At 73.8% G+C, this 20,711-nt stretch carries 22 protein-coding genes; 9 read left to right on the forward strand and 13 right to left on the reverse strand.

Features of this window, described 5'->3' with window-relative positions; genetic code table 11:
• The first annotated feature begins 68 nt into the window (after positions 1–68).
• Genes ACIF8T_RS25230 through ACIF8T_RS25240 form a run of 3 tightly spaced genes read left to right on the forward strand, consistent with a single transcriptional unit; the run spans position 69 to position 2,656 of the window.
• A complete protein-coding gene (locus ACIF8T_RS25230) occupies positions 69–1,952 on the forward strand; it encodes an asparagine synthase-related protein (protein WP_400038348.1) in 1,884 nt (627 codons plus the stop codon).
• On the forward strand, positions 1,949–2,206 hold the full coding sequence (locus tag ACIF8T_RS25235; RefSeq protein WP_400038349.1) for a lasso peptide biosynthesis PqqD family chaperone: 258 nt from the start codon (positions 1,949–1,951) through the stop codon (positions 2,204–2,206). The genes ACIF8T_RS25230 and ACIF8T_RS25235 overlap by 4 nt, the downstream gene beginning before the upstream one ends.
• Positions 2,207–2,239: 33 nt before the next feature.
• Positions 2,240–2,656: a lasso peptide biosynthesis B2 protein gene (locus ACIF8T_RS25240; protein WP_400038350.1), complete on the forward strand. Its 417-nt coding sequence runs from the start codon at positions 2,240–2,242 to the stop codon at positions 2,654–2,656.
• A gap of 127 nt (positions 2,657–2,783) precedes the next feature.
• Here ACIF8T_RS25240 and ACIF8T_RS25245 read toward each other — a convergent pair whose 3' ends face one another.
• The 3 genes from ACIF8T_RS25245 to ACIF8T_RS25255 form a co-directional block, all read right to left on the reverse strand.
• On the reverse strand, positions 2,784–3,173 hold the full coding sequence (locus ACIF8T_RS25245) for a GntR family transcriptional regulator (protein WP_400038422.1): 390 nt from the start codon (positions 3,171–3,173) through the stop codon (positions 2,784–2,786).
• A 423-nt stretch (positions 3,174–3,596) separates the two neighbouring features.
• Complete coding sequence (locus tag ACIF8T_RS25250) at positions 3,597–3,989, reverse strand: VOC family protein (protein ID WP_400038351.1); 393 nt, start codon at positions 3,987–3,989, stop codon at positions 3,597–3,599.
• The gene (locus ACIF8T_RS25255; protein ID WP_400038352.1) at positions 3,986–4,297 is read right to left on the reverse strand and encodes an ArsR/SmtB family transcription factor; all 312 of its coding nucleotides are present in this window, start codon (positions 4,295–4,297) and stop codon (positions 3,986–3,988) included. Before ACIF8T_RS25255 ends, ACIF8T_RS25250 begins: the two co-directional genes overlap by 4 nt.
• Before the next feature lie 203 nt (positions 4,298–4,500).
• Here ACIF8T_RS25255 and ACIF8T_RS25260 point away from each other — a divergent pair, with 203 nt between their 5' ends.
• Positions 4,501–4,707 (forward strand): DUF6924 domain-containing protein, encoded by a 207-nt coding sequence (locus tag ACIF8T_RS25260; protein ID WP_400038353.1) that lies wholly within the window; start codon positions 4,501–4,503, stop codon positions 4,705–4,707.
• A 127-nt stretch (positions 4,708–4,834) separates the two neighbouring features.
• Here ACIF8T_RS25260 and ACIF8T_RS25265 read toward each other — a convergent pair whose 3' ends face one another.
• From ACIF8T_RS25265 to ACIF8T_RS25275, 3 genes are all read right to left on the reverse strand, one after another.
• Positions 4,835–5,086 carry a hypothetical protein gene (locus ACIF8T_RS25265; protein WP_400038354.1) on the reverse strand — a complete coding sequence of 84 codons (252 nt, stop codon included), beginning with the start codon at positions 5,084–5,086 and terminating at the stop codon, positions 4,835–4,837.
• Positions 5,087–5,270: 184 nt separating this feature from the next.
• Complete coding sequence (locus ACIF8T_RS25270; protein ID WP_055711351.1) at positions 5,271–5,474, reverse strand: cold-shock protein; 204 nt, start codon at positions 5,472–5,474, stop codon at positions 5,271–5,273.
• 357 nt (positions 5,475–5,831) lie between these two features.
• Positions 5,832–6,575 carry a DUF1775 domain-containing protein gene (locus ACIF8T_RS25275; RefSeq protein WP_400038355.1) on the reverse strand — a complete coding sequence of 248 codons (744 nt, stop codon included), beginning with the start codon at positions 6,573–6,575 and terminating at the stop codon, positions 5,832–5,834.
• Between the two features lie 1,078 nt (positions 6,576–7,653).
• Here ACIF8T_RS25275 and ACIF8T_RS25280 point away from each other — a divergent pair.
• Both ACIF8T_RS25280 and ACIF8T_RS25285 read left to right on the forward strand, forming a co-directional pair.
• Complete coding sequence (locus tag ACIF8T_RS25280) at positions 7,654–9,810, forward strand: DUF4139 domain-containing protein (protein ID WP_400038356.1); 2,157 nt, start codon at positions 7,654–7,656, stop codon at positions 9,808–9,810.
• Between the two features lie 8 nt (positions 9,811–9,818).
• A complete protein-coding gene (locus ACIF8T_RS25285) occupies positions 9,819–11,378 on the forward strand; it encodes a mucoidy inhibitor MuiA family protein (protein WP_400038357.1) in 1,560 nt (519 codons plus the stop codon).
• Between the two features lie 55 nt (positions 11,379–11,433).
• Here ACIF8T_RS25285 and ACIF8T_RS25290 read toward each other — a convergent pair whose 3' ends face one another.
• Together ACIF8T_RS25290 and ACIF8T_RS25295 are read right to left on the reverse strand one after the other, a co-directional pair.
• Positions 11,434–12,180, reverse strand: a complete 747-nt coding sequence (locus ACIF8T_RS25290) for an SDR family oxidoreductase (protein WP_400038358.1) — start codon at positions 12,178–12,180, stop codon at positions 11,434–11,436.
• 375 nt (positions 12,181–12,555) lie between these two features.
• The gene (locus ACIF8T_RS25295) at positions 12,556–12,792 is read right to left on the reverse strand and encodes a hypothetical protein (RefSeq protein ID WP_400038359.1); all 237 of its coding nucleotides are present in this window, start codon (positions 12,790–12,792) and stop codon (positions 12,556–12,558) included.
• Positions 12,793–13,103: 311 nt separating this feature from the next.
• Here ACIF8T_RS25295 and ACIF8T_RS25300 point away from each other — a divergent pair, with 311 nt between their 5' ends.
• Positions 13,104–13,463, forward strand: a complete 360-nt coding sequence (locus tag ACIF8T_RS25300) for a winged helix-turn-helix transcriptional regulator (protein ID WP_400038360.1) — start codon at positions 13,104–13,106, stop codon at positions 13,461–13,463.
• 30 nt (positions 13,464–13,493) lie between these two features.
• Here ACIF8T_RS25300 and ACIF8T_RS25305 read toward each other — a convergent pair whose 3' ends face one another.
• The gene (locus tag ACIF8T_RS25305; protein ID WP_400038361.1) at positions 13,494–13,814 is read right to left on the reverse strand and encodes a putative quinol monooxygenase; all 321 of its coding nucleotides are present in this window, start codon (positions 13,812–13,814) and stop codon (positions 13,494–13,496) included.
• Positions 13,811–14,845, reverse strand: coding sequence for a zinc-binding alcohol dehydrogenase family protein (locus ACIF8T_RS25310; RefSeq protein WP_400038423.1), 1,035 nt, complete (start codon positions 14,843–14,845; stop codon positions 13,811–13,813). Before ACIF8T_RS25310 ends, ACIF8T_RS25305 begins: the two co-directional genes overlap by 4 nt.
• Before the next feature lie 886 nt (positions 14,846–15,731).
• Here ACIF8T_RS25310 and ACIF8T_RS25315 point away from each other — a divergent pair.
• A complete protein-coding gene (locus ACIF8T_RS25315; protein WP_400038362.1) occupies positions 15,732–16,844 on the forward strand; it encodes a hypothetical protein in 1,113 nt (370 codons plus the stop codon).
• Positions 16,845–16,852: 8 nt separating this feature from the next.
• Here ACIF8T_RS25315 and ACIF8T_RS25320 read toward each other — a convergent pair whose 3' ends face one another.
• The 3 genes from ACIF8T_RS25320 to ACIF8T_RS25330 form a co-directional block, all read right to left on the reverse strand.
• Positions 16,853–18,745: a hypothetical protein gene (locus tag ACIF8T_RS25320; RefSeq protein ID WP_400038363.1), complete on the reverse strand. Its 1,893-nt coding sequence runs from the start codon at positions 18,743–18,745 to the stop codon at positions 16,853–16,855.
• 43 nt (positions 18,746–18,788) lie between these two features.
• Positions 18,789–19,181: a DUF1330 domain-containing protein gene (locus ACIF8T_RS25325; protein WP_400038364.1), complete on the reverse strand. Its 393-nt coding sequence runs from the start codon at positions 19,179–19,181 to the stop codon at positions 18,789–18,791.
• 127 nt (positions 19,182–19,308) lie between these two features.
• Positions 19,309–19,944, reverse strand: a complete 636-nt coding sequence (locus ACIF8T_RS25330) for a CatB-related O-acetyltransferase (RefSeq protein ID WP_400038365.1) — start codon at positions 19,942–19,944, stop codon at positions 19,309–19,311.
• A 253-nt stretch (positions 19,945–20,197) separates the two neighbouring features.
• On the opposite strand from ACIF8T_RS25330, the gene ACIF8T_RS25335 reads away from it, so the two are divergent.
• The gene (locus ACIF8T_RS25335) at positions 20,198–20,710 is read left to right on the forward strand and encodes a hypothetical protein (protein WP_400038366.1); all 513 of its coding nucleotides are present in this window, start codon (positions 20,198–20,200) and stop codon (positions 20,708–20,710) included.
• Position 20,711: the final 1 nt, after the last annotated feature.

Below are 20,711 nucleotides of genomic sequence, written 5' to 3' on the forward strand. Positions count from 1 at the left end.
GGCGTTCCGGCGCCGCCCGCCCTCCTCCGGACACCGTCGACCCGCACCCACCCGGAAGGACCCTGCCCATGGCGACCGGCGCGTCGAGCCCTCCCGGGGCCGGCTGGTTCCTGGCCCTGCCCGACACCGACGCCGTCGCGGCCGTCGCCGCACGGGTACGGTCCGGCGGAGCCCAGGAGATCCGCCACGCATCCGGCCGGCCCTGGCTGATCGGGCGCTGGCAGGCCCGGACCGTGACGACGGCGGCCTGCGGACGGGCCCGGCTGGCCGTGCTCGGACAGCACGCGGTGGCGGTCGAGGAAGCGGCCCGGGCCGCGCGCACCGGATCGCTCGAGGCCGCGGAGCAGCGCGCGAGAACCTGGCCCGGCAGCCACCACCTGATCGCCAGCTTCGACGGCACGACCCTGATCCGCGGCACCGTCACCGGCGTGCGCAGCGTCTTCACGGCCGAAGTCCCCGGCGCGAGCGGCGCGCACATCGTGTCGGACCGCGCCGACGTCCTGGCCGACCTGACCGGGGCGGACCTGGACGAGCGCCGGCTGGCCGTGCACCTGCTCAGCCCCGGCATCCTCCACCCGCTGACCACCCAGACGGTCTGGCGCGGCGTCGACGTCCTGCCGGGCGACCGGCGCCTGGTGCTCGACCGCGAGGGGCGTCCGCGCACGAGCCGGTGCTGGTCCCCTCCCCCGGCCGAGCTGCCGCTCGCCGAGGGCGCCGGGCTGGTCCGCGACCGGCTCGCCGACGCGGTCGCCGTGCGGATCGCGGACCGGGAACTGATCAGCGCGGACCTGGGCGGCGTCGACTCCACCGCCGTGGTCGCGACCGCGGCCCGCGCCGGCGCCAAGACCGTCGCGTACACCGCCGCCGTCCACGACGTCCTCGGCGACGACGTCGCCTACGCCCGGCGCACGGTGGCGGCGCTGGACGCGGTGGAGCACCACGTGGTGCCCGCGGCCGAAGTGCCCCTGACCTTCGACCGCGTGGACGCACTCGACGACGACCTGGACACCCCGTCGCTCTACGCCGTCAACCGCCACCGGCGCATGGACATCGTCGAGCGGGCCGCGGAGCGCGGCTCCCCGCTGCACCTGAGCGGGATGGGCGGGGACGAACTGTTCAGCGGCGCCTCCGCCCACGTCCACGGCCTGCTGCCCCGGCACCCCCGTACCGCGTGGCGGCACACCCGCGGCTTCACCTCTAAGCACCGGTGGTCCCGCCGTACGGCGCTGCGCCAGCTGCTCGACCGCCGTTCGTACGGCAGCTGGCTGGAGCAGGTCGCGCGGGACCTCACCCGGCCCCAACCCCCCATGTCCGTGCCCCTCTTCGACTGGGGGACCCCGCCGCGGCTGCCCCCGTGGGCCACGGGGCGGGCCGTCGAGGCCGTGCGCGACCTCGTCAGGGAGCAGGCCGCGCGGGCGGAGCCGCTCGGCACCGGGCACGGCGGGCACCGGGAGCTGGCCACCCTGCGGACCCTGGCTCGCTTCGCCCGGCACGTCCAGCAGATGTCCGAACCGCTCGGCGTCACCTTCGCCGCCCCCTACTACGACGACCTCCTCGTCGAGGCGGCTCTCGCGGTGCGCCCCCGGGAGCGGGTGACGCCCTGGCGGTACAAGCCGCTGATCGAGGAAGCCATGCGGGGCGTGGTCCCCGAGGCCAGCCGCCGCCGCACCACCAAGGCCCACGCGGCGTTCGAGGAGGAGACCGGGCTGCGCCGCCACCGCTCCTCGCTGCTCGCGCTCTGGGAGGACTCCCGGCTGCACGCCCTGGGGCTGGTCGACGTGGACGCGCTGCGCGACTGGTGCCGGCGGCCGCTCGCCGCCGATCTGGAGAGCGCGCTGCTGCATCCGACCGTCGGCTGCGAGGTCTGGCTGCGCTCACGCGAAGCAACCCGCCGTGGCCGGGAACGGCCCGCGGGAACCAACACCGGCGACACTGGAGGTACCACGGCATGACGATGACCCTGCGCCCCGGAGTGGTGACGGCCGACACCGAGTACGGCATGGCACTGCTCGATCAGAAGAGCGGCGAGTACTACACCCTCAACCCCACCGCGGCGCTGATCGTCCGCACCCTGCTCGACGGCACGAGCAGGGAACAGACGGTGACGTCCCTCACCGCGACGTACGACGTCAGCGCCGAGCAGGTCGAGGAGGACATCACCCGCATCCTGCAGGAGCTGCGCGCCGCCAAGCTCCTGGCGGCCTGACCCCGCCCGCCACGTCCCGGAGGGAGAGCAGCAGTGTCCACCTCGCAGATCGTCCCGCACGACCCCCGATCGGTGCCCTTCGGACCGCGACTGGTGACCCGGCTGGCCGTCGTCTGCGCCCACGTGCTCGCCCGGCAGCCCCCCGCCCGCATCCGCACGGTGCTGCGGTGGCTGCGGCGGGGAGCGCGGCCCGCGACGCTCACCGAGGCCGCCCGGGCCCGCGAGACGGTCCTCGCGGTCAGTCTGGCCGCCGGCGGCCAGCAGGGCTGCCTGCCCAGGTCCCTGGCCACCGCGCTGCTGTGCCGCCTGCGCGGCCAGTGGCCGACCTGGTGCGTCGGAGTGCGCACCCAGCCGCCGTTCGCGGCGCACGCATGGGTGGAGGCGGAGGGGGTCCTGGTCGGTGAGGGGGCGCCGGCCGACTACTTCCAGCGGTTCTTCACGGTGGACTGAGCGGTCGCCGGCCGCTCGCGGCCCAGGGGCCGCCTCAGGCGGGCCCCGGCCGGACCCGGCGACCGGCGCGCCGCCCCGGCGGCCGGGCAGCACACCGTCCGCGGGGCGGACGCCGGTCCGGAGGTCTTCAACCGCCGGGAGCGGGTGGCGTGGTGGCGGGTGCGCCGCCCGGGCCGCGGTGGACCAGGGTCAGGAACTCCCGGTCCGTCGGACCGATTCCGCGTGCTCGGGTGACGAGGCCGTGCACGGCCTCGGTGAGCCGGGCCCGGTCCGCGACGCCGGACGTCGTGGTGATCACCGCGCCCCGGCCCCGGCGCAGCTCGATCAGACCCTCGTCACGCAGCCGCCGGTAACCGCGCAGCACCCCGTGCACGTTACCGCCCAGCGACCCGGCGCCCCGGCGAGCCGGCGGCAGCCGATCGCCCGGGGTCGCCGTGCCGTCGGCGAGCGCCCTGCGTACGCAAGCGGCGACCTGCTCGCCCTCCCCGGCGCGACGGTTCACCAGGCCGTCGGACAACGCGGCCGCGGTGGCCGAGTCGTCGACGGTGACCACGTGCTCGCGTCCCTCCACCGTGCGGACCGAGAGCGCCTCCCCCGAACGCAGCACCGCGCCACGCCTGTTCGGGCGTATCCGGCAGCCCCAGCCTCCGAAGTCCCCCAGGGCGTCGACCCGGACGCCGCGGGCACCGGCGATGCCGTCGAGCGGCGGAGCCGGCCGGGGCCTGGGCAGGGCCGTCGAGGCGACCGTGAGTCCGCGCCGGTCGACGGCGACCCGGACACCGGCGAACGGCGCGCAGGCCAGGCCGAGTACGAGCGACAGGCCTCACTCTCGGCCAGCGGCAGCGCCGGGGCGGGTGGCGCGGGTGCGGAGCGCGGGCCGGTGCTCACCAGCCACCGGGCCGGCGCGCCGCTCCCTGTACCCGGGCGCCGGTGCGACCGCCTACTGCGGCTTGGTCGCGATCTGGATCAGGTTGCCGCAGGTGTCGTCGAAGACGGCGGTGGTGACGGGGCCCATCTGCACGGGCTCCTGGACGAAGCGGACGCCGAGGCCGCTCAGGCGTTCGTACTCCGCCTGCACGTCGTCCACGGCGAACTGGGCGAGCGGGATGCCGTCCTGGACGAGTGTGTCGCGGTAGGACTTGACGGCCGGGTGGCCGGCGGGCTCCAGGAGCAGTTCGGTGCCGTCGGGCTCGTCCGGCGAGACGACGGTCAGCCACCGGTCCTGCTCCCCCACCGGGACGTCGTGCTTCTTCACGAAGCCGAGGATCTCGGTGTAGAAGTGCTCGGCCTTGGCCTGGTCGTCGACGAAGACGCTGGTCAGGTGGATCTTCATGGGCTGCTCTCCTCCGGCGCGGATGCGTCGCGCGGGTCACGCCCGAGCCATCGCTCGGCGATCTGCCGCAACGGGGCGGTGTTCAGGTCGTGGAATTTGTAGCGGCCCTCGCGCCTGGTCTCCACGAGTCCGGCGGCCTCCAGCACGGCGAGGTGCTGGGACACCGCCTGGCGTGAGATGCCGAGCCGGTGCTTCATGCTCAGCCGTGAGCAGATTTCGAACAGTGTCTGCCCGGACTTCTCGGTGAGCTCGTCGAGGATGGTGCGGCGGGTGGGGTCGGCCAAGGCTTTGAAAAGGTCATCGGCCACGACCCCAGGATAGGCAAGTCTTCACTTGCCTATCAAGTCGAAGCGCCGTTCTGCCGGCAGGACCTTCCGGGGGCATGACGAGGACCGTCGTCGGCGCCGGGTGAGAGGGCCACGTTCATGCCCCTGCCCCGCCCGATGATCTGACGTCACTGGTCCTGCGTACCGACTTCGGCGACGAGGGAGAGGACGAACAGATCGTCCGCGTGTTCCTGGCGGACGCGGCCACCATGGCGGATCCGGAGCATCCGCTCCTGGCCGTGGACTCGGGACGAACCCGGGCGCACGTTCAGGGTCCCGGCCCGGTGGTTCCCGAGGTGTCGGCCGACCTCAGCATCGCGAAGATGGATTTCGCGGAGTTCGCCGGCGCCGCCAGCGGATCGGGGCCCTTCCGCGGCTTCGGCGAGGGCTGACGCCTCACCGGTGAGGCCCGTCCACGGCGGGCCGCGTCACGCGCCGCGCCCGGCGGCGCCCGCTCGTCGCGGACGCGGGCGGGTCCCCGCGCCCCGCGGCGTCACAGGGCGGCGCGAGTCCGCCGGGCTACGACGACTCGGCACGCGCCGTCGCCGCGCCCCCGGGCCGGTCCGCCGGGCGGCGCGTCCCCATCTCCCACAGGCACCAGCTCGACCACAGCAGCAGGACGAGGAAGGCCGCGAGCAGTCCCAGCAGCACCACCATCTGCCGCGCCGAACCGTCGCCCTGGACCAGGGACAGCAGAAGGCAGAAGGTCCAGGCCACCGCACCGCTCGCATACACGGCCCTGAGCCGCCGCAACTGACTGACCGATCCCATCGTCGCCCTCCCCGAGCTTTCCCGTCACGCGTCGCCCTGCCGGTACCCCCGCTCCCCGGCTTCTCACCCCGCACGATCCGTACCGCGGGGATCTTTCGACTCCAGGCCCCCACCGAGCCCTCACACCCATGAGAGAGGCGGCTGCCGCAACGGTCAGCCGCCTCTCTGCGCGTCCCTCGCCGGATCAGCCCCGGACGATGTTCTGGGCCTGCGGGCCCTTCTGCCCCTGACCGATGTCGAAGGTGACGTGCTCGCCCTCGGTGAGCTCGCGGTATCCGCTGCCCTTGATCTCGGAGTAGTGCGCGAAGACGTCCGGGCCTCCGCCGTCCTGCTCGATGAAGCCGAAGCCCTTTTCGGCGTTGAACCACTTCACGGTGCCGCTGGCCATACTGGTCGATCCTTCGTTCATGCCAAGGAGCGCCCTTCGTCCGGGCATGCTCCGGCTCTCCGCAAACGCGGAAGCCAACAGCCGTTCTACCCCGGAACACGGCTCTCACCCAGCCGACGACACAACTCTTCACCCGTCGCGAGCTCATCGGGTACCGGCGCTTCCCCGTCTGCAGCAGACGAGACGAGCGTCCCGCCGCCCAGCCCGGGTGATCGTGCGGCCGTGCACCGGCGGGTGCACGAAGCCCGGCCCCACCGGAGCCGGCGCGGCATGCACTCGCGACGGCCCCGGCGGGGGAAGGCCCCCGGCCGGCCGGGGAACCGCTGGTGAGGGCCCCCCGGGCGACTGCGGCAGGGGCTACCGCCCGGCGCCGGCCCGGCGGCGCACGACGTAGGCGGCACCGGCCGCCACGAGCAGGACCGCCGCGCCGATGCCGGTCCAGGCGCCGGCCGACAGGCCGCCGTCCTCCTCGTCGGCCTCCTTCGCGGCGGGCGAGGCCGTGGGCTCGCTCGCCCGCGGAGCCGGCGTCGGGGACGCGGACGCGGACGCGGCGTCGCTCGGGGACGGTTCGACCGGCTTCGCTCCCGGCTCGGCGGCGCGCAGTTCGAGGACCGGCGCCTCGTGGCCGTGGCCGTGGCCGTGACCGTCGCCGCCGGACCCGCCGAGCTCGATCCAGCGGTCGATGCGGCCGTCGCTGTAGGTCTGCAGCGTCTTGAAGGCCAGCTCCTCGGCGTCGGGCAGCTGCCTGACGACGACGGAGTGCTCGGCGTCCTCGCCGGCCCGCACGGCCGGGCCCTTGACGATGTAGCCGTCGTCGTTCGCCGTGAACGTCCATCCCTCGGGACCCGCGCCGAAGGTCACGTCGGCCGGTGTGATGCCCTCGGGCAGGACGACGCGCAGCCCGGTGATGCCGGCCGTGGCGGACTCCGACTCGGCGGTGAAGGTGAGCTCGACGTTCTCGGCGAGGGCCCGGGCCTCCTCCGCCTCGACCTCCACGTGGGCGAAGGCGGGACCGGCGGTGACGAGGACGGCGGTGGCACCCGCCGCCGTCAGCAGCGTCAGGCGCCGGACGGTGGCGGACCTCTTCAGGGCAGGGAACATGGGGGTCTCCAAGCGTGGGAAGGCGCGGGCCGTCCGGTGGACGGCCCGGCGCGGTCGGAGGGCGCGGGAGAAACCGGCGCGGGAAGGCCCCCTGCGCGTCACGAGGCGCGGGAGCACCGCCGCCTTCAGGGGTGGCCGGGCCGGCCGCGTACGGAGGACGGCGGTCGGCCGGTGCCGGGCCGGTGCCGGGCGCCCGCTCGGCAGCGACCGGGCCGCGGTCGTCCCGGCGCGGAGCGCGCCGATCGCGGTCGTCAGGCCGCGCGCCGGTGACCGGCGCACGGTGTCCGCCCGGTGGAGCAGCGGGGCGGCCACGACCGCCGAGGCCGCGGGCACTGCGGTCACCGCCGACGGGTCGGGCGGCCGCCCGTGCCGGGCCGTGTGAGCGCCCGCCCCGTGCGGTGCGTGCACGGGCACGGTCGTGGCCGGGACCGGATGCGCGTGTGCCGTCGCCGGCCGTACGTGCGGTGCCGCCTGCGCCGCACCGCACGCCGCCGGCACGGCGGAAGGCGGGCGCGGGCGCCTTGCCCCGGCGGGCCCCGCCGCGCACGGCACGGCGGCAGCGGCGGTGCTCTGCCGCCGGGGCACCGGCCCTTCGGCGGCCGGACGACGGGCGGACGCCCCGAGCACCGTGCCCGCGAACGCGAAGACGGCGGCCCGCGCGGCGGGCAGCGGCGCGCGGTGCGGCACCGTACGGAGCTCGGTCATGGCCCGCCCATCATCAGGCACGACCGGGCACGGATACGGCCGGATCACCAATGAGGCGACTCGCCCGGTATGCCGCCGCAGCCCCGTCCCAGCGGCCCGCCGCACCCGGCGCCGTACGGCCGGGCGATGGACGACGGCCGCGACTCCGGCGGCGCCGTCGGGGCCGCCTTGTCCAGCTGTCGGCCGGAAGTCCGGCGCGGAGGTGGGTCCCGGTTTGCCGGCCGGAAGTTCGGCGCGGGGGTGGGCCCGGTCGTGAGTGATCACGTCCGGCGGGGCGCGGTGGTCCGGCGGTGGCCGTCCGGCGGCTTGACCACCCGGCGCCCGTGTGCGGCATAGAGTTCCCTCGTTCACTGACACTGCGCGTGGGGGGCACATGACGGCTGAAGCGGTTCCGAGGTGGGCGTCGACGCTCGACGCGGTGGTGGTGTACGCGCAGGGCGCCCTCTGCCGTCGGCTCGCCCGCGGCCGCGTGCCGGTGGACGGCCGGGTGCGGGTGACCGGCCTGCCCCGTTCGATGGACCAGGGTTCCCTGCGGGCGCGGGTCGTCGGCGCCGGCGGAGTGCGGGTCACCGAGGCCCGGGTGGAGGTCGAGGCCGGCCCTTCCGGCACCCGCCCGACCGGCGAACTGCGCGGTGAGGTGGAGCGGCTGCGCGACGCGTGCCAGGCCGCCCGAGCCCGCCGGGACCGGCAGCAGGAGCTGATCGAGGAGGTGGCGGCGCTGCGCCCCGTGCCGCCGCCCCGCAAGGAGGACGACCCGCACCGCCGCACCCCCGTCGACGCGTGGCTGGAGCTCGCCGGCTTCGTCGACGACCGGCTGACCACGCTGCACTCCCGGCTCCGCGACCTGGAGGAGGAGTTGCAGGGCGTCGAGCACGAACTGGCCGTCGCCACGGACCGGCTCGCCCGTGCCTCCACCGATGCGCCCGCGGCGCACGTGGAGACCGCCCTGTGCGCGGTCCTGACCCTCACCGGCGGCACCGGTGACACGCACGTCGAGGTGGAGGTGGAGTACGGGGTGCCCGGCGCCGTCTGGGTACCGGCCTACCGGCTCACCCACCGTCAAGGGGACGGCAGTGGACGGCTGCTGCTGCGTGCCGCGGTCGCCCAGCGCACCGGCGAGGACTGGACCGGGGTCCGCGTCTCGCTGGCCACGGCCGACCTGCGACGCCGTACCGACGCGCCACGGCTCCGCTCGATCCGCATCGGACGCAGCCAGCCCGCCCCCGCGCCTTCGGGCTGGCGCGAGCCCCCGCGCGGGCTGGCCGACCTCTTCACCGGATACGACGCGGCGGGAGCGCGCCCGGGCGGCGGTGACGCGTTCGCGACCGTCGCGGGCGCCGGGGCGGTCGGCACCGGTCCCGCGTCCGGCCCCGTTCCGCCTCCGCCCGCGTTCCAGGGCCCGCCCACACCACCGCCCCCGCCCGCTCCCCTCCCCCCGGCCGTGCCCGCGCCCGTGGCCGGCTACGGCGCGCCGCCCGCCGTGCCGCCGGCCCCCGGCGCGACGGGGGGCGCACCGGCGGCGTTCGGCGCCCCGGCGGCCGAACGCGGGCAGCCGCCCGCGTTCCGGCAGGGCGGCGCCCCCCGCCCCGGCGCCCGGCCCGCCGCGGCGCCCGCCATGGCTCCGGCGGCTCCCGGCCGGGCCGGACCGCCGCCGACACCCGCCCCCGCCCCTGCCGCGGCGCTCCCGCCCGGGCCGCCGCGGCCGAGCGGTGCCGAACTCGACTACACCGCGCTGGTCCTGTGCGGACCCGACGCGCCGGAGGAGCGCCGGGGACGGCTGTTCCCGGACACGGGCTCCGACCCGGTGACGTCCCGGTACCGCCGACGCGCCGAGGAGGTCGCCGCGCTGCCCCTGCCGGGGAACGCCGTACGCCCCCGCGAGTCGGCCGGTTCCTTCGACCACCGCTACGACGCCGCGGCCCGCGCCGACATCCCCTCGGACGGCACGTGGCACACCATCGCCGTCGGCGAGGTACCGGTCGGCCTGCGCACCGAGTACCTGTGCGTTCCGTCGGTGGAGCAGGCCGTCTACACGACGCTGGTGGTCTCCAATGCCACGGATCAGGCGCTGCTGGCCGGACCGCTGGAGGTCGCGGCCGACGGGGACTTCCTGCTGACCGCCTCACTGCCCACCCTCGCCCCCGGCGGCGTGTGCCGGGTGGGACTCGGCCCGGACGAGGCCATCGGGGTCACACGCCGCACGAGCCTGCACGAGTCGACCTCGGGACTGCGCAACAACGTGACCGTGCTCGACCACCGCGTCCACGTGGAACTGGCCAACCGGCTCACGGTTCCCGTCACCGTGGAGGTGCGCGAGCGGGTACCGGTCACCTCCGACGCGGACGTACGGATCGAGGAGAAGGCCGACTGGCAGGTCCCGGCGGACGGCGCGGAGGCCGAGCGGCACGCGCCGGGCACCCGCCTGTGGCGGATCGAACTGCCGGCCCGCGCCACCGCCGCCCTCGACGGCGGCTACGTCATCCGCATCCCGGCCGGCAAGGCCCTGACCGGCGGCAACCGCAGGAGCTGACACCCCTCATGTCCACGATTCCCGAACCGATCGCCCTGCCCGTCACCGCCGTCACCTGCCTGGAGGACCGGGCACACGTCGAACGCACCGCCGTGCTCGACCTGGAAGCCGGCACCCACCGGCTGCGCCTCGGCCCGGTCAGCGCCCTGGCCGTCGACCGCAGCCTGCACGCCGAGCTCTCCGCCGGACATCCGGCGACCGTGCTCGACGCGCGAGTCGTACGCCGGTGGGTGCCGCGCGGGCCGGGCCCCGCCGACGGCGACTCCGCGCTGCGCCACCGCGTGACCGCACTCGAAGAGGAGCGGCACGCGCTGGAACGGCAGCGCGAGCGCCTGCGCGCCCGCGTCGACCTCCTCGGCCGGCTCGCCGCCGACCTGCTGCGGGAGATCGGCGAGGGCGCCGGGCTCGGAGAGACCGACGGGGAGCGCTGGACCCGCGAACTGGACCGGGTCGACGGCGAACGCGACACCTACGGTGAGCAACTGCGCGCGGTGGAGGCCCGGCTGACCGTGCTCGCCTCCGAACTCTCCGACACCCGGCGCGCCCTGGAGCTCGCCGAGACCGGACCCGCCGAACTCGTCGCCCACGTCGACCTGACCGTCCGGACGGCCGCCGCCGGTCCGGCCGGGCTGCGCGTGACCCACCTCACCCCGTGCGCGCTGTGGCGGCCCGCCTACCGGGCCGTGCTCGACGGGGACTCGCTCACGCTGGACACGGACGCGGTGGTCTGGCAGCGCACCGGCGAGGACTGGTCGAACGTCCGGCTGACCCTGTCGACGGCGCGCTCCGCGCGGGCCGGCGCACCACCCCGGCTCCAGGAGGACAGGCTCACGCTCCAGGAGCGTTCCGCGGCGGAGCGCCGCACCGTCCACGTCGAGGTGCGCGAGGAGGAGATCGCGGACCTGGGTCCCGCCCCCGTGCAGGGCCTGCCGGGCGTCGACGACGGCGGCGAGGTCAGGGTCCTGCACTGCGGCACGGCGGTCTCGGTCCCGTCGGACGGGCGGGCCCACCGCGTGCCGCTCTCGTCCTTCACCGCCCACGCGAGCAGGGAGTACGCCTGCGCACCCGAGCTGTCCCCCCTGGTCACCCAGGTCGTGCGGTTCGACAACCGCTCCGGCCACGCCCTGCTCGCCGGGCCCGTGGACCTCGTCAGCGGCGGCGGCTTCAGCGGTCGCGGCACGCTGGACTTCACCGCCCCCGGCGCCCCTGCCGAGCTCGCCTTCGGCAGCCGCGACGACCACCGGGTCCTGCGGCACACCGAGGAGACCCGCGAGGCCGCCGGCCTCGCCCAGCGGACCGTTCTCACCCGCACCGTCCGGCTGCACCTCTCCCGCTTCTCGGCACCCGCCGAGCGGGACGAGCACGTGGTGGCCGTCCGGGAGCGCATCCCGGTCTCGGAGACGTCGGCGGTGGAGGTGGCCCTGCGCCGGCAGGACTGTTCCCCCGCGCCCGACGAGGTCGACGCGGACGGCATCGTGCGCTGGAACGTCCCGCTCCCGCCGGGAGGCCGCCGCACCCTCACCCTGGTCTACGAGATCTCGGCGAACACCAAGGTGAGCGGCCTGTGACCGTCGGGTGGCCGGCGGTGCCGGCGATGCCCCGGGCGCGTGTGCCGGTGCCCGTTCACGGCCAGGACGGCTCGTTGCGCGGCACGACGACCACCTCGGGCATGGCACTCGTCGTGGGGACGGACAGGGCGCAGAGCACCGCGTCGGCGACGATGCCGGGGCGCTGGAGCTTGGAGGTGTCCGCGTCGGGAAAGCGTTCGAGGATGAACGGGGTCTCCATGCCGCCCGCGATGACACCGGTGACGCCGATGCCGGGGCAGTCGCGCTGGGCCTCCTGGAAGAGGGTGTGGGTGAAGGCGCGCAGACCCGTCTTGCTCGCCGCGTAGGGGGCGGCTTCGGTCCAGGTCCGGTGGGACGCGGTGGACAGGATGTTCACGATGTGCCCGCCACCGCGTCCGATCATGCGCCGGTAGACGGCCAGGCACAGGTACATGGGGCCGAGGAGGTTCGTGGTGACCACTCGGGTGACCTCGTCGGCGGTCAGGTGCTCGATCGGTCTGGTGACGTCCACGGCGGCGTTGTTGACCAGGATGTCCAGCGGCCACCCGTCCCGTTCGAGGTCCTGGACCCTCGCGGTGACGGCGTCGGCGTCGCGGACGTCCAGCTCCACGAAGCGCGCGACGTGGCCCTCCCCGGTCAGGGCGGCGCACGTCTTCTCGCCGTCCTCGCGGCGTACGTCGGTGAGGCACACACTCGCTCCCGCCTGCGCCAGGCGGCGGGCGATGGCCGCCCCCAGACCGCGCGCCGCCCCGGTGACCAGGGCGCGTCTGCCGGACAGGTCTGCGTGAGGATGCGGTTCCAAGGTCTCGCCTTTCGGTTGCTCCGGGGGCCGGACGAGTGCCGCGCCGGCCGGCGGCTTCTCTTTCCCTGCCCCCGGGGCGGCCCTCAGGCCGGCGGGAAGCGCAGACAGCACCCGGTCGGCGCACTGGAGGGACGGCCGCGGGAGCGGCGGGAGGCGCGTCGTGGCCCGGGCGGGCCGCACGAAGCAGCGGCCGGGGCGGGCCGGGGGCTCTCCCCGCGTACGTCGCCGCCCCCGGCTCGCGTGTGCTCCCCGGGGTGGGGCAGCGGCCGGTCGCCGCCCGGGCGTCGCCGATCCGCCCGGCGGTCCGCCGGCGGACGCGGGTGCTCGTGACCGGCCGTACGGCTCCGGCCGGTGCCCGGGCCGGGGCCGAGGGGGTCACGCGCTGTCGGTGAGCTCCTCGTGGCCCTGCGCACGGGCGCAGTGGGCGCAGCAGAAGAACTTCCCCTCGGCCTGGTGCCCGTGCCCGAGGACCTTGCACTGGCAGTTGTCACAGATCGGCGCCAGCCGGTGGGCGGCGCACTCGATACTGTCGAACGTGTGCACGCCTCCACCGACCGTGTGCACCTCGAAGGACAGCGCGTAGTCGTTTCCGCATACTTCGCAAACCGCCATGATGTGCTCCTTTCCGAGCGGCTGCCGAGTACCGCGCCGTCCGCGTCGCATGCGGAGCACGCGCGGGACAGTGCCACGCCTTGCGCCTCAGGCGGCGAACACCGCGGTGAACCGCTCGACCGCCTCCCACGGCTCGCGTTCGCGCCGGGGCGGGGGTCGCAGGACTCGTCGGACGAGCGGGCCACCCGCCGCACCCCGCTGTTCGCGGCCGTCTCGGGCCTCGGCCAGGATCCAGTATCCTCCAGCAAGTTGCTTCCCGAAGGGAAGCGGGCGCGTGAGGGCGACAGCCGGGAAGGCGGGACGAGCGACCCATGGTCATGACCTGTACGACGGAGCGGCACGACCACCACGACGTGTACGCCGCGCAGTGCCCGTGCCGGGAGGTGCTGGACCTGCTGGCCAACAAGTGGTCGGCCCTGGCGATCGGGGCGCTGGAGGAGGGCCCGCAGCGGTTCGGCGCGCTGCAGCGCCGCCTGGAGGGGATCAGCCCCAAGGTCCTCACCAACACGCTGCGCCGGCTGGAGGACAAGGGCTTCGTCGACCGGACGATCTACCCCGCCGTCCCCCTCCACGTGGAGTACGAACTCACCGCGCTGGGCCGCAGCGTGGCGCAGCCGCTGGCACAACTGCGCACCTGGGTCGAGGACCACCTCGACGAGATCCCGGTCTGACGTCCGGGGCGGTCCTCCGCCGCGACGGCGCTAGCCCAGCCGGTCCAGCCGCCTCAGCCGTTCGATCGCGATGCCTCCTTCCGTCAGTTCGGTCGCGAGCCGGGCGAACTCACGCAGGTGCGGGCTGTGTTCGTGAGCGCGCAGGTGCGCCTCGCTCTGCCAGATCTCGTGCATCACGACGAGGTCCGGATCGTCCTGGCCCTGGTGCGGCACGTAGGTGAGGCAGCCCGGCTCCTGACGGGTGGCGTTCACCAGGGGCGCGAGAGCGGCCCGGAGGTCCCGCCCTCTCCCGGCTCGCGCCCGCATGCGCGCGATGAGCACGACGGGGGCCTCGGGGATGTGCTCGGTCATGAGGTGGCGTCCCCCCGCTCCTGGAAGCCGGTGAGGGTGATCTTGCCGATGGCCGTGCCGGATTCGAGGATGCGGTGCGCTTCCCGCAGGTGCGCCGCGTTGACGACGCCGAGGTCGGTGGTGGCCGTCGTGGTGAGGATGCCGGCGTCGACGAGGCGGGCGACCTGGGTGAGGATGTGGTGCTGCTTGGCCATGTCGGGGGTGTGGTGCAGGGAGCGGGTGAACATCAGCTCCCAGTGGAAGGAGATGCTCTTGGCCTTCAGCAGCCCGATCTCCACGGGACCGAAGTCGTCGATGGCCACGATCTGTCCGAAGGGCTTGAGGATGTCGGCGTAGGCGCCGAGGTTCCTGTCGGTGCCGACGGTGCTGAAGACGTGGTCGACGCCGTCGGGCGCGATTTCCGCCAACTGCCCGGGCAGCGGCTTGTGGTGGTCGACGGTGTGGGTGACGCCCATCCTGCGGGCGTACTCGACGGTCTCCGGCCGGGAGGCGGTACCGATCACCGTGAGGCTGGTGAGGGCCCGGGCGAGCTGGGCGACCATGGACCCGACGCCGCCGGCCGCGGCCGTGACCAGGAGGGTGCCGGTCCGGTCCAGGGCGCCGTCGTGCAGCCCCAGGCGTTCGAAGAGGCCTTCCCAGGCGGTGAGCGAGGTCAGCGGGAGGGCGGCGGCCTCGGTGAAGGAGAGGCTCGCGGGCTTGCGGGCGGCGATGCGCTCGTCGACCGCGTGGAAGCGGGCGTTGGTGCCGGGACGGTCCAGCGCTCCGGCGTAGTAGACCTCGTCGCCGACCTCGAAGAGTTCGACCTCGTCGCCGACGGCGACCACGGTGCCGGCCGCGTCCCAGCCGAGGACGCGCGGCTCACCGCCGGGGTCGTTGTTCTGCCGGACCTTGTAGTCGACGGGGTTGACCGCGACGGCCTCGACCTGCACGAGGATGTCACGCGATCCGGGGACGGGAACGGGCAGTTCGACGTCGAGAAGGCTGTCGGCGTCCTCGACGGGCAGGTTCTTGCGGTAGGCGACCGCGGGCATCGTCGCGCTCTGGATTCCACTCATCGGACAAGACTCCACATTCCGCTTGCGGCAGTGCTGGATCGAGGTGTCCGCCGGCGGTCCGGCGATCACCATCGCACCGTAGGGCCAAGGGGGTGGTAACCCGCAAGGGGAACTACTTCCCATCGGGAAGCATGCAGTTCACCGGCTGTTTCCTAGCACGCTCCGGCGGAACGGCCCGTGGCCGGCCTCCGTGCGGCGTCGCGCCGCGCAGCGGTCCGGTGTTCGCGTTGCGGGGCGTGCGGCGGGGGTGAAGAGTGGAGACATAGCGGCTCCCGTAGCGTCCGGGCCGGATCTCCCTCCCGTCCCTCCGCGCAGTGCCACCCGCAAGAGGGCAGAGCCCGCGCTGGACGCGCAGTACGGCAACGCATCTGGAATCACCATGGCCAGAAACACCCGGCGACATGTCTCCCGCACGGTCGGCGCATCTGTCGTGGCCACGGTGCTCGCGTTGCCCGCCGTGCCGTCCGATGCCCTGGCGGCGCCTCACCCCGGCGGCGAGGTCACGGTCCACGTACCCGCGCAGACGACGCCGCCCGCGCCCGCGCCCACCTCCACTCCCACACAGCCGCCACCACCACCGCCGCCACCACCGCCACCGCCACCGCCGGCCGAGGAGACACCCCCGCCGGAGTCGGCACCCGAGGACGAGTCGGCACCCGAGGACGGGTCGACACCTGACGGTGAGTCGACGCCGACGGCTTCCACCTCCCCCTCACAGGACGGGACGCTGGACCCGGACGACACCACCACGCCGGAAGAGCCACCGGGACCGGACGAGGAACGACCGGATCAACCGCCCCCCGAGCCCACCGCGGAGCAGAAGAAGGAAATCAAGAACATCATCAAGGAACTGAGTCAGAAAATGACAGAGGTTCCCGAGACACTGAAGCCGGCCGTGGCGCAACTGACCGCCACTCTGCGGGTGGCCCAGGCCCCGGAGACACCGCCGCAGGAGAAGGACGGTGTCATCGAGAGCACCGAGGAGATCACCGCGGCACTGGAGAAGATCGATGATCCCAGTACCCCCGCCGATGTGCGGGAAGAGCTGATCGGGATCACCAAGCAGGTGACGTCCGCACTGGCGGTGCTCGGTGATCCGAGCGTGCCTCCCGAAGAGCAGGCCATGACCGTCCTGACGGTGCAGAGGTCGATGTCCGTCCTGAAGATGATCAGCGACCCGGCGACGCCGAAGGAGATGCGGGAGGACCTGGCCGACAGCGTGAGGAACGTGACCCTCGTCGCCCTGAGGCGGAGCCGGGGCGGTGCGGACACCGGCACAGGAGTCAGGACGGGGATCGGCACGGGGACGGGCGAGCAGACCGGCGCGGAGATCGGCACGGACAGGGCCCGGCGGAAGGATCTCCGTTCCGAGAAGGTGGTCACCGCGGCGTTGTCCGTGACCGCCGAGCGCGAGACGTCCGAGGACAACAGCAAAGGCCTCGCGGAGAGCTCCAGCGAGTCCAGTTCGTCGCTGAACGGAAGCACCGACCCCAGGCGGTCGGAGAAGGACCGGCAGAGGGAGAAGAGGGAAGCGGAGGAGAAAATCGCCCGGTTGGAGAAACAGGTGGAGGCGGTGATCTCCGCCAGGGGCCTGCCGAACGTGGCCCTCGGCGAGGCGGCCAAGATCTGCACCAACGCCGTGTTCGAGACCGTCACCGATTCCGAGCTCGTCGAAGGGCTGACCGACCTGGCGCCCGCGAAGTGGGACAGCACGGGGGTGAAGGACTACTGGAAGTCGGACGAATCCGGGCAGGACTCCCTCGACGTGCACGCGCAACTGCGGAACAACAGCATCGATCAGGCTCCGTTCGGCATCGCGCGGCTCGTCCCCGAGCTCGCGAAGTCCGCACCGGCCGACGAACTGTTCGGCACCGTCGGCGTTCCGGCGCTCCACTGCCTGCGGTCGGCTCTGCACCTCCACCAGAAGGGCGTGGAAGCGGGGACCTGGCTCAAGATGGCCGAGCAGAAGAAGTAGGAGGGGCGTCAGTCGCCGCCGCCCTCGGCCGATCCCAGCAATTCCGCGACGGACACCTCGGATTCCACGGAGGCCGTAGCGGCGCCATATCTCTCCAGGTCCCGTCTCTCTTCCGAAAGAGCGACCTTTCCCTTGAAGTCGAAGGACGAGATGGAGTACCGGGGCGGTTCCCTCAGGGACCAGATGGCCGTCACGTAGCGCGGTTTGCGCGTCACATTCACGAGATTGTTGTTGTGCCGTACCCGGCCGTGGTAATAGATCTCCTCTCCGCATTTTTCCGGAGCACAGTAGTACCGGCCCTCTGCCTTGTCCCACGACCGGTGCCTGCGCCTGAACTGGGTCACGTCGATCTTCCCCCGGTCCTTCCTCATGTATGTCACCTGGAGCACGACATCGAGCCGGTCGAACTCGGTGGTGGTCGGGATCTGGACGACGCGCTCCATGGAGAATTCCTGCCCGACCTCGAGCCAGTCACCGGGACGGAAGAGACGCCCGCTGCTGATCTTCCTGAAGGTCAGCCGGTTGACGTACCGCTCGGCATCCTCCGGCTCCCTCTCGTCCAGGCTCCTCTTCCACTCCTCCAGCCGGTCGGCGCCCTCGGAGTATTCGGCGCTCCGGCCGTAGACCGTGTAGTCGTCGATGACGACGTAGACCGGGATCCCTCCGGAGTTCTTCACGTGCAGTTTCAGCGGGACGTGCATCAGCAGCCGCAAGGAGTCGGTGCGCGCCGTGCCGAAATCCGCCTTCAGCATGAAGTGCATGGGAGCCGCGGCGGGCTGGTACAGGGTGGAGTACGCCAGGCTCACGGCGGTCAGGAGCGCCGTCGCCACGACCCCGGCCGCGAAGGTCTTGGGCCGTGGCATCCCCCGCCACGCCCTCTCGCGGACGAGGAGCCAGAGCGCGCACACGGACCAGCACCACAGCGGCGTGAAGACCAGCAGGTAGGGCGTGTACTCCCGTTCGTCGGCCCACAGGAACAGCAGGAGGCTGTCCGTGGTCAGGGCGACGAGCACTCCGACCAGGACGACCGCTCCGGAGCTCTTGGCCTGCCGTTTCCCCCAGTAGTCGAGCGCCGCGACCGCCGCCGCGCCCTCCACCAGCCCGGACAGGACGAACAGCCCTCCGCTCAGGCGCTGCGCGAAGGTCAGCGCGCCGTGGGCGTCCGGCCATCCGACGACGGCGTTGAGGACCATGGACGCGAGCATGCCCGCCGCCATCAGCACGATGGTCGCGCGCCTTCGCCCGGCCCGGTCGGGCCACGTCCCGCTGCCCCCTCCCCGCCAGCACACGGACGCCGGGTCCTCCAGGTCCGTGTCCTCCGGACAGCCGATGCCGACGAGCAGACGGCGCAGCTCACGCAGGGACCAGACACTGCCGACCGTCTCGCCGCCGACCACGACCCGCCGGAGGCCACGACGGTCCGGGGCCTCGACGATCACCCAGGGACGGATACTCATGGCCCCAGGCTCAAGCCCGCACCGGCACGGTGCATGCGGGGCTCCCCCGTTCGGCGGCCCACGCCGGGCACGGGCCGACGACGACCCGAAGGTGGTCAGCGGCACGACGGCGGCCAGGGCGATGCCGGCGGCTTCGGCGGAGCCGCCCGCGGCGGGCCGGCCCGCCAGCGCGGTACCGCCCGCCTCGACCGCGAGACCGGCGGCGCGGGCCTCGTCGACGGCGCCTTCCAGGGCGTCCTTGCCGGAGTCCGCCGGGTCGCCGGCCCCGACCTCGCAGGTGACCGTGGCGTACGCCGTGGAGGCGTCGTCGCTCACCGCGCCGGCCGCCGAAGGGCTGACGGCACGGTCCCCTTGAGATCCGCCGGCGGCTTCGGACACCAGCGCGTCGACGGTGGCGCGGCGGTCGGCGGCCCTGATCCTCTCCCCCTCCGGGGCGACGAACACGATGCGGGCGTCGGCACCGTCGGCGTCGGAGGACCCCGGCCGCTCACCGCTGCCGTGCGCCGGTACCCGGCCCCGAAGGTTCCGCGAGCCCCGCCCGCCCGGCCTCGTCGCTCAGCCTGCCCGCCCTCCTGACGGGGTCGTAGTCCGGTCCGACGCCCTCGATCAGCAGCACATCGCCGTCGATGTGATCGGTGCGCAGCCGCAGGATGTCCTGGTAGGCGGGCGAGGCGTACCACGCACGGGCCTCGGCCAGGCCGGGGAACTCGATCAGCACCATGCTGCCGGGCCACGTCCCCTCCAGTACCTCGGCCGGCGGTCCGTGGATGAGGAAGCGGCCGCCGAAGGGGTCGAGGGTGGCCTGGATGCGGTGCAGGTACTCGATGACGTCGGCGTGGTGACGGCGGCTGCGGAGATGGGCGAAGCCGTAGGCGGGCATGGTCGGGCTCCTTCGTTCCGTGCGTCCCGGGCGGGAACGACGGTCCGAACGTAGCCGGGGCGGCGGAAGGCGGCCATTACCCCGGAGGTCATCGCCGCGGCCGGTCCCGGCTCCGCCGCATCCCCTGTCAGGGGGCGGCGGCCTCCAGTTCGGCGACGGTGCCCGACATGATCGTCCGCACGTGCTCGGTGATGTGTTCCGCGGGCCAGTCCCACCAGGCCACCGCCAGCAGCCGGGCGATGTCCCGGTCGTCGAAGCGGGTGCGGATGAGGCGGGCCGGGTTGCCGCCGACGACGCCGTAGTCGGGTACGTCCGCGGTGACCACGGCGCCGGAGCCGATGATCGCGCCGTGGCCGATGCGGACGCCCGGCATGACCGTCACGCCGTGGCCGAACCACACGTCGTTGCCGACGACGGTGTCCCCGCGGTTCGGCAGGCCGGTGAGCAGGTCGAAGTGGTCGGCCCACGAGCCGCCCATGGTGGGGAACGGGAAGGTCGAGGGGCCGTCCATGCGGTGGTTGGCACCGTTCATGAGGAACCGCACCCCCGTGCCCAGCGCACAGAACCTGCCGATGACCAGCTTCTCCGGCCCGTAGTGGTACAGCACGTTGCGCGTCTCGAACGCGGTCGCGTCGTCCGGGTCGTCGTAGTACGAGTACTCCCCCACCTCGATCAGCGGAGAGGTCACCAACGGCCGCAGCAGCACCACCCGCGGCTGCTCGGGCATCGGATGCAGGACCGTCGGATCGGCAGGCACGGGCATGGCACACGCTCCCTGAGCGGTTGACGTCGGTGACCGGCCCATGATCACGACAGCGAGCCGTCCGGGCCACCGGTTTCCACCCGGCCCGTACGGCCCACGGCCCTCTGCGGGGGACTTCGTGGTGCCGGTCGCCCGGATCCACCGGCGCGACGTGCCGGGACCGTGGTGGCCCGCCGACACCGGCCTCCTGCAGGTCCCCTGGTGTCCCGACGGACACGGGGACCCTCCGGCCCGGCAGGCTGACGACGGCCCGGTGCTGGAAGTCCGCCGGCGCCGGATCGCCGACGTCACGGCCGCGCCGGCCGGCCCGCCGGCGCCCGTGCGGTACGACGAGGACGGGTACCCGCCGCACGCCTGCTCGGTCACGGCCGAGCACGTCACCGGCTCCCCCTTCCGGGACGAGCTGCCGGAAGGACTCCGGCCGGGCCTGCGGGAACCGGTCCACGAGACCGGCGACGGCGGCGACGTCATCACCCGTCGCGTCGGCCGGAAGCCGGGTGTCCGGCCGACCTGGCACCTGTCGCGTCCCACCGCTCACCGCCGCGACGAGTGCGGTACGGACATGACGCTGCTGTTCACGATCGCCGGTGACGACGAGACGGAAGTCGTCGTCGGCAGGCGGGGAGACCTGCGGATCTCCACCTGTCCCGTCGACCGCCGTCACGCCTTTCAGGCGGATCCCCACCGACTCGTCCGCGTCACCCGAGCCGCGGCCCGTCGGACACGGTCCGGCCCGGGGGGTACTTCGGCTTCGGCTCATCGGTAGC

The organism is Streptomyces sp. NPDC085946 (assembly GCF_044540485.1).
GTDB lineage: Bacteria > Actinomycetota > Actinomycetes > Streptomycetales > Streptomycetaceae > Streptomyces.